Origin of the sequence: Cohnella phaseoli (assembly GCF_003386235.1) — a bacterium.
Lineage (GTDB): Bacteria > Bacillota > Bacilli > Paenibacillales > Paenibacillaceae > Cohnella > Cohnella phaseoli.
On the sequence record NZ_QRDZ01000030.1, the window covers coordinates 81,910 to 93,988 of the forward strand.

The window sequence follows — 12,079 nt, forward strand, 5'->3', positions numbered from 1 at the left end:
AGCGGCCCTATCGGCGTTTATCGATAGGGCCTTTCGGCCCGTTCGAAGGAAGGGGCCGAATTATTATTTATCAACTAAGACAGTTTAATGACTTGACCTCCGTCAATGACCATACAATGCCCGGTCATATACCGCGATTCGTCGCTGGCCATAAACAATGCAGCGGATGCGATCTCTTCCGGCTGCCCCACGCGATTCATCGGGATCGTTCTCAGGTAATCCGCAATGGCAGGGGGATTGTTAATGAGCGGCTTTGTGAGCGGCGTCTCGATAAACCCGGGGCATAAGGAGTTTACGCGAATGCCGTGCGTCGCCAGTTCCACCGCCATCGACATTGCCAGTAAATTAATTCCGCCCTTGGCTGCGTTGTAATGGGCTTGATCCGCTTCAGCGGCAAGACCGTTTACACTCGACATCTGGATGATAGAACCGCCGGTTCCGCGCTTAACCATCTCTCTGGCAACGCGTTGGGAGACAAGGAAAGTTCCCTTCAGAATGACGTCCAAATGCCAGTCCCAGTCTTCTTCCGTAATCTCCAGAAATGACGCCGTACGGTTGACGCCGGCATTGTTCACGAGAACGTCGATTCGGCCCCATTCCCGCAGCGTATCGTCGACCATCCGATCAATGTCCGCTCGGTATCGTACATCCGCTTCGATTGCGATGGCTTGGCCGCCTTGGTTTCGTAGAAAAGCTGCAGTCTCTTCGAGAGCCTCTTTCCCTAGACCGGCGACGGCAACCTTCGCGCCTTCGGCGGCGAACCGGGTAGCGATCGCCCGACCGATTCCTTGAGAGCTTCCCGTCACGATCGCCACTTTATCCTTAAGCCTCATTTGCTAAACCTCCCCGTCTCCCGAAACTCCGCACCAGTCGACGATGATTTCGGCGTACCACCGAATAAGCGCTTCATAAGAAGCGATATCGAGAAATTCGTCCGCGCCGTGCGCGTTGCCGCCGCTTGGGCCGAGAACGAGAGCGGGAGTATCGCTGTACAAGTTAAACATAAAGCCGTCGCAGGCAAAAGGCGAGCCTGTCGGAGGTTCCGGCGATTGGCCAAGCGCCTTGGCGCCGGAATCCGCGATTAACTCCAGAAACTTGGCGGTATTGTCGTCGTTCTTCATTTCGCTGGCTGATAAATAGCGGATTAACGGTTTAATCTGTGGTTTGCATTTTTGCAGCAACGGATACTTCGGAAGCTGCGCTTCGTAGAACGCCCATAGATCCGCAATAATGCCCTCTCCGGTCATGCCCGGATAACCTTCTATCCAGAAATTGATTTCTCCTGTTTGGGGAAGCTTTTCTTGCAGTTCGCGAGATACGTCTCCGGAAAATAAGGTAAGAAGATTTATTTCGGCTTTTCGGCCGTCTTGCCACCATGAAGGGATCTCCAGTGTTTCATGCCGATAATCGTTGTAGGCGCGCAACAGATTGGCGAACTCAATCGTCGCTTCTAGCGCGCTAATCAATTCTTCGCCCGCGAAAGCGATTCCGCTTCTGCCGGTAAAGGTAGCCTTCCAGATTCCGCCGCCAAGATGAGCCGGATACACTCTCATGTTCGACGGCTCCGGAATGATCGCCATGTCCGGATTCGGACCGCGAAGACGTCCGGCCAGAGTGCCGTTGGCGCCTCCGTGTTCTTCGTCCACGACGCTTTCGACGTATACGTTTCCTGCTATCGGAATGTTAAGGTCTTGCAGACATTTGACCGCCATCAATGCGGCAGCCATGCCGCCTTTCATATCGTAAGAGCCCCGGCCGTATAATTTGCCGGAATCTACCGTCCCCGAGAAGGGGGGATGGGTCCAAGCTTCGGTCCCTTCATATACGGTATCCGCATGTCCGGAGAACATCAAAGAACGCCCCGCACCTGCGCCGAAAAATTTTCCGACCACATTCGGACGATTGTCGTAATTGCGAGTACTCATATAAGCGGTATGTTCCCGCAATCCGGGCACATCGGCAAGATCGTACAAATCGACCTCGGCATTCTGCGCTCTCATCCATTCCGCGAAGTACAATTGGTACTCCGCTTCATGGCCAGTAGGAGGATGGTTGACACTTTCGATTTGCACGAGCTTGGATGCTAGCGCAATCGCTTCCGTTCCGTTATCTTTCATCCACTGGTTAATCGCTAGAGATAGTTCTTCGCGGTTCATAGGGCTCACGCATCCTTGTTAGTAGAGTTAACGAATCTTGCCCCGAGCATCGACGGCGATCATACGGTCGACCTTGTTTTCGCGAACGCCTTGAAGCTCGTTGTGAAGGTTGGTCGTCGTGCAGCAATGGTTCGGCAGGAATACCAGTTGGTCGCCGATCTCGAATTCAATGCCTTCCGGCACGTGCACGTTGCCGTGTTCTTCGCTTAGCTTCTCTACATAAACGCCCGCGAAATCGCGAGAGGTACCGTATCCCGGCACATGCGCGCTGACGTCGCTGCTGAAGGTTTTCGAACCGGCATCGACGATAACGGTTCCCTTACGCGGAGTGCTGACGACTGTGGCTACTACGTGCATGGCGCATTCTTCAGGCGTAATAACGCCAATCGCGAGCTGTGCGATGTCCCCGAATACGTAAGCTCCCGGGCGAATTTCGGTCACCCCCTCGACATCTGCAATGTACTTGGAGGTTGGAGTCGAACCGACGCTAATCTCTTCGATATGAATTCCCGATTGCGCAAGCAACTGCTTAGTGCGGACAAGTCCTTCCGCTTCTACACGGGCGGCTTCCCGTACTTGTTCCGGCGTTTTCTTGCCATAAGCGAATCCGCCGTGCGTCATTAACCCAATCACTCGTACATGGGGGAGCTTGGCGATTTCCTGTACGAGCTGTGCCGTTTCCTCGCCCGGTTCTTTCCCGCAGCGGTTCAATCCGGTATTGACGTCGATATAGAGCTTAATAACTTTGCCGAGCGAACCGCCCAAATCGGACAGCCCTTGCGCCACTTGTACATTATCGGTGCTGACAATAACGTTAGCGCGTTCCATCAGCCGGGCTAATCTTCCGAGCTTAGCTTCGCCAACGATCGGAAAAGCGACGAGAAAGTCGGCTATGCCCGCATCCGCCAACACCTCGGCTTCTCCCAGCTTGGCTACCGTAATCCCGCACGCGCCGTAGCGCATTTGTTCCTGTGCAATCCAAACGCTCTTGTGCGTCTTGAAATGCGGCCGCAGCTTAACGCCGGCTTGGCGCGCCAATTCCGCAGTATGCCTTAAGTTTCGATCCAGAACGTCGAGATCGACCACTACGGCAGGGGTTTCCAGCTCGGCCCACGGTTGTCGATGTTGTCGCACGTTTACCCGACCTCTCAAAGTGGTTTCATCTACCAAAACTAATGTTTTATTATTATGAATGGTAACTGACGGCTAGTCGTTTGTAAATACAAAAGTTCAAGTTCTCCCCAGCTTGATTCGGGATGACGCCCAAGGAGTATGCCTTGCAATAAAGATAAGGCGGACTGTCGAGAAATTCCCGACAGTCCGCCCCTATATTAAACGTTCCATATGGTCGCATAACGTTTGTTCATCGATTAAATCGGACCAGTATTGCTTCAGGAGATTCTTTAGCGCGTAGAAAGAGGACATTGGCAAGTTCAGCTCCTGATGCGTGCGATAGGAAAACATGATTTCACGGAACAGGAAAAACCGGGCAGGGCGGTTAAGGCTGTCGCCTGATTCCAAAGGAGCTTCCGCCGCCGACTTTAACGCAGGCAAGCTGAGCGAACGATTACGCAGAATCGACTGCGCCCTGGGCGAGGTTAAATAGTCGGCGAAACACTTCGATGCTTGGAGCTGCTTCGAGTTGCGGTTGATCGCGATCCCGATCACGTTCAAGAGCGAGCGCGGCTCATACATAAAGGGGATGGGGGAGAGGTCGTAGTCGATATTCATTTCTTTGAAGTCGTTGATGGCCATGTAATTCGTCAGAATCATAGATACTTTCCCTTGCGCAAAAAGTTCGTTAACGTCGTCGCTGTTCTCGGATAAATAGCGCGGGAATAAGTCGTGGCTGGTAATCAATCGTTTGCAAAGGCGAATGCTTTCCATCAATCGGGAGCCGTCTAGTTGGAATGTTCCGTTAACGCTCGGTTCAAAGCGCATGCAGCTTTGGAGCAAAAAGGCGGGCCAACGATTGTCCGACAACAGATAGAAGTACAAGCCGTGTCGAACTCCCGGCACGGCAAGAGCGGACGCGTGTTTGACCACATCTTCCCATGTCCAGCTGCCGTCGGGCTCCGGAACATGGTTTTCTTGAAAATGAGAGCGATTATAAGCAAGCACCAGCGGGGAAAACACGACTGGCTTGGCCAATAGTTGCTGCTCGTCGATGAAAGCTTCCTGAGCAAAACGGTATGACTGAGCTTCCGGACCCATAGGATTCAACGATTGCGCATACCCGTCTTCAAGCAATTGCTGGAAGTCAAGGTTGTTAAGCGTAAAGGTGTCGAGCAGGCCGTTATCCATATATTCTTCCACCGCTTTTATATAATCGACGGTAGAACGCAAAGGCATGGCTTTAATTCGGATCGATCGATGTAAGCTGTGAAAATCGTCCAGAAGCGCCGACAGACTGAAATCCCGCTCGATCGAAGAGCTGTACCCGAATGAAACGGATACCGGAGCAACGGGGATATTGTCCGTTACGCGACTGCCAACCCGGTCGACTTTGACGATTAGCCCTTCGCTAACCAGGATGTCGAGCCCTTTCCGAACCGATTTGTTGCTTAGCCCGTACTGCTCCGTGAGTAACAGTTCAGAGGGCAGTAATTGTCCGGGGGGATAAACGCCATATAGAATGTCGGAACGCAAACTGTCGACCATATGCTGCAGGCGGAGTTGAAAGGACTTGCGACCCGTCTGAAAGCGAGGATTATCCATGAGACCCAACCTTTCCTCTATCGTTAATGTACATCGTAAAGCATATTTAAATGGTTGTACAGCAGATTGGGGGAGGGGAAAGTGTTTGTTGACACTCTAGTAATTGTTTTGCTAAATTCTTGATGTAATATAAGATGGTTTATACAGCAGGTAATGAAATTTGTTTCGTATAATTTGATTTATGTACAGCAGATTGGAGCTTTTGTGAATAAAACTTGGAGGGAATACCGTTATCATGATTCGGATCAGCGAAACAGAACATGGCATTATGAAGGAGCCGCTGCTGTCGCCTTTTGGTTTTAAAGGCGACTACTTAACGGAGCTGTGGCAGTCTGTCGTGGGTCTACGAGCGCAAGACGGGACTCTGGGTATTGGAGTTGGCGTTCAAAGCGTGTTATGGTCGGACCCGCGGGTGTTCATGCATTACGGCGAAGCGACAGGGAATCGGCATATGGCGGATTTAACTCAATATGCATTAAAGCTTGCGAGCGATGCGAAATTTCATACGCCGCTTGAGCTTATAGACCGTTTGTTTCCGGATGTGTATGAGTATGGCCGGAAATCGACCGGAATTTCCGATCTTCGCGCCACATTCGCTTTGAATGCGCTAGTTGCCGTTGACCAAGCTGCTTGGGGGTTGTACAGCAGAGGGAAAGGGAAGAGCTTCGAGGAACTGGTACCGGATGAGTATCGACCCGCGTTATCGGAGAGGCAGCAGGAGCTCGCAAACATTCCGGTCGTTGGCTACGGATTATCGGAGGAATCGATTGAGCAGATTCTGAGGGAAGGGTATTTCCTTCTGAAGATCAAAATCGGAGCCGATCCTGACCGCGACGGCGATCAAGACAAAATGCTGGCATGGGACCAACAACGGTTGTCGCATATCCATGACATTGCATCGCGTTATGAAACGACTTACACCCGGAACGGGAAAATCGCTTATTATCTGGATGCGAACGGCAGATACGACGGAAAGGAGCGCATGCTGCGTTTCCTGGAGCATGCGGATCGGATCGGCGCTTTGGAGCGGATCGTGCTGGTAGAGGAGCCTTTCGATGAGGCAGATGAAATCGACGTCTCCGATGTGCCCGTACGGTTAGCGGCTGATGAGAGTGTACACGACGAACGGAATGCACGGATAAGAATCGATATGGGGTACGGCGCAATTGCACTTAAGCCTGTCGCGAAGACGATGAGCGTAAGCCTGAAGGTAGCCAAGCATGCGCGCGATCGGGGCATTCCTTGTTTTTGCGCCGATCTGACCGCTAACCCGGTATTGGCGGATTGGAACAAAACGTTGGCTTCCTATCTCTCTCCCCTGCCGGAATTAAAGATAGGCGCGATTGAAATGAACGGACGTCAAAATTATCGCGACTGGGATCGAATGAAGAGCTGGCATCCTAATGCGGGTGCATCATGGACCGAGTCCCATGAAGGCATCTTTAGGTTGGACGAGAGCTTTTATGCAGCTAAGGGCGGCGCGCTGGAGATCAGTCCTTATTACGAAAAATGGCTATATGGCAAAGGAGATCAATCGGAATGAAATCGCTAAAGATAGGTCTTGTAGACTTGGATACTTCCCATCCGGGAAGCTTCGTTCCTTTGATTCGCGGCTTGGGGCATGAAGTGACCGGTGTATTCGATAGCGGGACGGTCTATCCGTCTGGATACGCCGAAACGTTTGCCCGAGAACATCAGATTGACCATGCTTGTGAATCGCTGGAGGAATTGGCCGACCGGGTAGATGCGGTATTCATCCATAGCTGCAATTGGGATTTGCACGTGCGTCATGCACGACCTTTCGTTGAAGCCGGCAAAGCCGTATTCATCGACAAGCCGATGGCCGGGAATGTCGGGGACTTGCGACGTATGATTGAATGGGCCAAGCAGGGCGCGGTCGTTACCGGAGGTTCGGCGTTGCGGTATTGCAACGAGGTTAAGGAATGGAAAGAGCGGAAAATCCCAGCCGAGGAATGGGTATACGGGTTTGTCGGCTGTGCGGTAGACGAATTCAACTATGGCGTTCACGCTTATTCGATGCTTCAAGGGTTGCTCGGACCGGGGATCGAATCCGTGCGTTATTTGGGGGAGAACGTGCAGCGGCAGATCGAACTGACTTGGAAAGACGGCAGACAGGGGATCGTTAACATCGGGAAAACAGCCGGGTATTTGCCCTTCTACGCGACACTGGTTACGCAAAAACAAGTAGATCATATTGCCGTTGATAACAGTCGGTTGTATCAAGCGCTATTGGAGTCCGTACTTCCGTATTTGGCGGGGGAAGCACCGGCGCCTGTGTCGTTCGAAGAGCTCGCAGAGACGGAAATGGCGGCAATCGCCGCGATCCTGTCCGCACAACAGGGAGGGAAGCTTGTTCGGTTGGATGGGATCCCGGCGGACTTTATCGGATACGACGGGGTGGCTTTTTCCAAATACTATAAGTCTTTGGTATTTTCTGAGAACAAATAACAGGGACCGACAAAGCCTGATTGCGAATTGCAACGCCCCAAAATCGTAGCATGGAGAGGGGCTGTCCCATAAGTAGGGTCGTACAAGATGATCGATTAAGAAGAAGTGCATGTATCTCCTGGAGACTGCCTCATACGTTCCTGAAATTACCTTATCACGGGTTTACCATTCGGATTTCAGGATCGTATAGCATCGTAGGGAGATACATGCACGACAAACTTCTCTATCGATCATCTTTTTCGTACGACTATTTACTTATGAGAAAGCCCCTTTTTGTACGTTTACATTGAAACGATAGTGCAAAAAAAACGGAAGTATTGATAAAGCTAGCAAAAGGATTAAGCGATATGATTTGAGATAGAAATAACCATTACCTTTTGTGTCATTATGGATGTCATAAGAGGGGCGAGAAATGTAGAGGGAGTCATGCAGAAATTGGAAGATGCAATCGGCTATGCGAAGTCCAAATTATACTTGGAGGGTGTGTCGAGTCATGAACAAAGCAAATCTACGAATCAAAAGGTTCGCAACTATTGCAAGTCTTTTTACGGTGTTCGCTCTTGCCGCTTGCGGAAGCAACAACGGAAACAACGGCGTATCCTCGCCGAGTAACGCGTCCGCGTCTCCCGAGTCCACTAACGAGCAAAACGAAAGCGCTTCACCTAAAAGCGACGTGAAGCTGACTTTATCGCATTGGAAGGTTTCATTCGATCCCGGCTTTAAGGCGGTAGCGGAAGCGTTCAAACAAAAAACCGGCATTACGGTCGAAACCCAAACGACAACTCCGGACGCGGCGTATAGCCAGAAGCTTATTGCTTCCGCTGCAGCAGGAAGCTTGCCGGACATCTGGGCGACGGACGCTTCTCCTGCGTATCGCGCATTTGACGGTAAGGCATACGAATGGAGCGGCGAGCTAAGCAAGGACGAGGCGTGGAAAAATGGATTTCTTCCGGCAGCGCTGTCCGGCATTACGGTTGCTCAAGCCAATATCGATGCATGGGCAAAGGACGAAAAGGCCAGCGCGTGGCCAAAAGCGACAAAGCCCGGTCAAGTCTACGGCATTCCAATTGACGTAGGTGCGTTTTATATGATCTATGGCAACAAGAAGATTGTAGAGCAGGCCGGTTTGGAAGCGAAAGAGCCTGCTACGTTCGAAGAATGGGTTTCCATGATGAAAACGGTCAAGGAAAAAACGGGTACTCCGGGATTCGTATTCGCAGGCAACGTCGGCGGTGTCTACAATGCATGGTTCCTTAACCTGGTCGACTATATGAAAAACGGCGAAGAATCTTTCACCAAGTTCATGAATAGAGAAGAAAAATTGTCCGATCCCAAGCACATGTGGGCGCTGAAATTCATCGAAGATTTAACGAAGGACGGTTTATTGCTGCCTGGGGCGGCTTCCTTGGATATCGATCCGGCGGATCAAGCGTTCGCTCAAGGCAAGGCGGCGTTCAGTCTGGGAGGTACGTTCACCTTTGCCAACCTTACCGCAATCGGCATGAATCCGGACGATGTGTTCAGCTTCAGAGTTCCTGCTTTCGAGGGCTCGGTCTTTCCGGATGCGACGGTATCCCCGTTCCCGCTTGTGCAAATGGTTGTCAATAATGAAGGCCCCAACAAGGAAGCGGCAATCGAATTCGTTAAATTCCTGACTTCGGAGGAAGGCCAAGTTCTGTACGCGAACCATGCATACGATTTACCTGCGGTGCAGATTAAAGACGGAAGCAAGCTTAATCCTTCCATTCAAGCTATGGCTTCATCGCTCAGCAGCGAGAGCAACTGGTGGTCGGAAAATCCGCTGATCTGGCAGCAGGTTTTCAAAGAGGACTGGAAAGTGTTTAGCGAGGGCATGGTTAAGATCATGCTCGGATCCAGCACGGCCGAAGCAGCGGCTGCCGAATACGATAAGGCTGCGGCGGCCTACAAAAAAGCAAATCCTTAACAAATATCCATAACGCAATTGGATCAAGGAGAAAAGAGGGGGATGCGCCCCTTCTTTTCTGTCTTGCGGATGGGAGGAAGAGATGAATTATCGGAAAGCCGCAAGGCGGGAAGCGCTGGCAGGGTATTTACTGATTGCTCCGGCTGTTGGGTTATTTATCGTCATCGGTTTGTTTACGGTTCTTTTTTCAATCGTGCTATCCTTCTTTAGTTTGCCGCAAGGGCAGCTAATCTGGAATGCCAAGTTTGTCGGATTGGATAATTTCAAAGACTTCTTGTCGGGCGGCAACTACATTTTATCCGGATTTTTCCGACAAGCGATCGTCAACAATTTGTGGATTGCGTTCGCCATGGTGGTTATCGTCATTCCTCTGGCGCTGATTATTGCGGTGTTATTGGAGAAAGCCACGAGAGGCGTACGTCTGTTTCGGACGATATTCCTTCTGCCTATGGTCACTTCTTCCGTGGCGATCTATTACGTTTGGCAAGGCTTATATGATCCGACCGGCTCCATTAACCAATTGTTGGCTTCCATCGGCCTTGATTCCTGGATCGCGAAGAACGGTTGGATCGGGGAAATGCATACCGCTTTACCGGCAATTATCGTTACGATCGTATGGGGGGCGCTTCCGCATAGCCTGATCCTGTATTTTGCAGGACTGCAAGCCGTGGACACGCACTTGTATGAAGCGGCCGATATTGACGGTGCCAACGCTTGGCAGAAGCTGGTCCGAATTACGTGGCCGGTTCTCAAGCCGATCACGGTTATCGTGATGATCATGAATCTGAACGTGGCTCTGCAAGTTTTCGACCAGATTTGGGTCATGACCAAAGGCGGTCCGGCTGGCGCAACGCAAGTCGTTAACGTACTCGTCTACCAACAGGCCTTTTTCCAGGATGGGAATATGGGCGTCGCGAATGCAATGGGCTGGACGATGTTCATGCTGACGTTTATATTGTCTTTGATTAGCTTGAAGCTATTCGGGGATAAGAAGGGAGAGGAATCGCATTGACCAAAGCCAAGACGGGCGCCCTTTACGGCCTTCTCCTGCTATGGAGCTTCCTCTGTCTTTATCCTTTGCTATGGATGGTAGGCGCTTCGCTGAAAGCTCCGATGGATGTCATGAGTACTTTTTCGCTGTTCCCGCAAGGAAAATGGCATTGGGAAACCTACGCGGAAGTGTGGAACCGACTGAATTTCTTCTCTTACTTCTGGAACAGCGTTATTGTGACGCTATCCACGCTGATCGGCATTAACGTGCTCTACTCTATGGCTGCTTTCGCCTTTGCGAAGCTGCGTTTTCCGGGCAACAATGCGCTGTTCGTCCTCTTTCTCGGAATGATGTTCGTCCCGGGAATTACGGTCATGGTGCCGCTCTATTTGACGGAAAATTATTTAGGCATTTTGAATACGTATATCGGCTTAATTCTGCCCTCCATTAATGGCGCGGCGCCGATGGCGATCTTCCTGTTTCGCAACTATTTTCGCAGCATTCCCCATGAATTGTTCGAATCGGCCAAGATGGAGGGAGCAGGCATTATGCGCACCTTGCTTCAAATTTATTTGCCGCTCTCGGTACCCATTCTTGCGACGCTTACCGCGATTAATTTTCTAGGCTCATGGAACAGCTTGATTCTTCCGATGGTCATTCTCAGCGATCAAAGCTTGTTTACGTTGCCGATCGGAGTCATGCTGCTCGATTCCGGCGTATTCCGGCAATGGAATGTTCTAATGGCGGGGGCGTTAATATCGATCGTTCCGATCTTGCTTTGTTTCGGTTTCCTGCAGAAATATTACATTAAAGGCTTGTCCGCCGGGGCAGTTAAAGCGTAAAAGGGGGTGGCTGCTTTGAAAAAGGTGACGGTCAGCACGTTTAATTTCCACTATGGGGTTGCGGACGCGGGGGCGGATCTAGAGGCGATCGTTCTGCAAATCGAACATTATCTCCTGCAGAAGATTCAACAGGTGCTGCCGGATCAACCGGATTTGATCGTACTGCCGGAGTGCTGCGATATGCCTTCGGGGTTAGCTGGAGAAGTTCTGCAAGGATACTATCGCGTACGCGGTAATCGAATAAGGGATGCTTTGTCTGTAATTGCTAAGCAGAACGAGTGTTACATTGCTTATCCTTCCATTCGGCTGGAATCGGATGACAAGTGGCGGAATTCCGTTCAGTTGTTAGACCGGAACGGCGATGTGGCGGGCGTATACAACAAGAATCATCCCGTGATCATCGAAGTAGAGGAGAACCTTATTCAATGCGGAGAAGAAGCGCCGGTTTTCGAATGCGATTTCGGTCGCGTGGCGTTCGCGATCTGCTTCGATCTGAATTTCGACGAGCTTAGATTGAAATATGTCCGGGACATGCCGGATCTTATCGTGTTTCCATCGATGTTTCACGGCGGTTTCATGCAGCAATATTGGGCTTATTCCTGCCGCGCTTACTTTGTAGGGGCGATAGCGGGCGGACTGCCGAGCTCGATCGTGTCCCCAGTCGGGCAGGTGACAAGCTCGACGTCCAGCTATTATGATTTCGTCAGCGCGACGATTAATTTGGATTGCGCGGTTGCGCATCTGGATTATAACCGCAGCAAGCTTGAAGCGATCAGGCAGAAATACGGCAAGAAAGTCCGGGTTACGGATCCGGGCTACTTGGGCTCGGTTCTGCTATCCAGCGAGACGGAGGAATTCTCGGCGGAGGATCTCGTTCGCGAGTTTGAAATCGAAAAATTGGACGATTATCTGGCACGTTCTAGATCGTATCACCCATAGAAGGCGAGGAAGGGAGATG

At 51.1% G+C, this 12,079-nt stretch carries 10 protein-coding genes; 6 read left to right on the forward strand and 4 right to left on the reverse strand.

The window, feature by feature from the left end; genetic code table 11:
• Window positions 1-74: 74 nt before the first annotated feature.
• The 4 genes from DFP98_RS29435 to DFP98_RS29450 form a co-directional block, all read right to left on the reverse strand.
• On the reverse strand, window positions 75-833 hold the full coding sequence (locus DFP98_RS29435) for an SDR family NAD(P)-dependent oxidoreductase (RefSeq protein WP_116064205.1): 759 nt from the start codon (window positions 831-833) through the stop codon (window positions 75-77).
• Between the two features lie 3 nt (window positions 834-836).
• Window positions 837-2,156 (reverse strand): M20 family metallopeptidase, encoded by a 1,320-nt coding sequence (locus DFP98_RS29440; RefSeq protein ID WP_116064206.1) that lies wholly within the window; start codon window positions 2,154-2,156, stop codon window positions 837-839.
• A 27-nt stretch (window positions 2,157-2,183) separates the two neighbouring features.
• Entirely contained in the window at window positions 2,184-3,290 is a 1,107-nt protein-coding gene (locus DFP98_RS29445) for an alanine racemase (protein WP_147310293.1), read from the reverse strand.
• Between the two features lie 192 nt (window positions 3,291-3,482).
• Window positions 3,483-4,874, reverse strand: coding sequence for an extracellular solute-binding protein (locus DFP98_RS29450; RefSeq protein WP_116064208.1), 1,392 nt, complete (start codon window positions 4,872-4,874; stop codon window positions 3,483-3,485).
• A gap of 235 nt (window positions 4,875-5,109) precedes the next feature.
• On the opposite strand from DFP98_RS29450, the gene DFP98_RS29455 reads away from it, so the two are divergent.
• From DFP98_RS29455 to DFP98_RS29480, 6 genes are all read left to right on the forward strand, one after another.
• Complete coding sequence (locus DFP98_RS29455; RefSeq protein WP_116064209.1) at window positions 5,110-6,417, forward strand: enolase-like domain-containing protein; 1,308 nt, start codon at window positions 5,110-5,112, stop codon at window positions 6,415-6,417.
• A complete protein-coding gene (locus tag DFP98_RS29460) occupies window positions 6,414-7,343 on the forward strand; it encodes a Gfo/Idh/MocA family protein (protein ID WP_181918011.1) in 930 nt (309 codons plus the stop codon). The genes DFP98_RS29455 and DFP98_RS29460 overlap by 4 nt, the downstream gene beginning before the upstream one ends.
• A 493-nt stretch (window positions 7,344-7,836) precedes the next feature.
• Window positions 7,837-9,288, forward strand: coding sequence for an ABC transporter substrate-binding protein (locus tag DFP98_RS29465; RefSeq protein WP_181918012.1), 1,452 nt, complete (start codon window positions 7,837-7,839; stop codon window positions 9,286-9,288).
• A gap of 82 nt (window positions 9,289-9,370) precedes the next feature.
• Entirely contained in the window at window positions 9,371-10,300 is a 930-nt protein-coding gene (locus DFP98_RS29470) for a carbohydrate ABC transporter permease (protein WP_116064212.1), read from the forward strand.
• Window positions 10,297-11,121, forward strand: coding sequence for a carbohydrate ABC transporter permease (locus DFP98_RS29475; protein WP_116064213.1), 825 nt, complete (start codon window positions 10,297-10,299; stop codon window positions 11,119-11,121). Before DFP98_RS29470 ends, DFP98_RS29475 begins: the two co-directional genes overlap by 4 nt.
• Window positions 11,122-11,145: 24 nt before the next feature.
• Window positions 11,146-12,060, forward strand: coding sequence for a nitrilase-related carbon-nitrogen hydrolase (locus tag DFP98_RS29480; protein ID WP_246016865.1), 915 nt, complete (start codon window positions 11,146-11,148; stop codon window positions 12,058-12,060).
• Window positions 12,061-12,079: the final 19 nt, after the last annotated feature.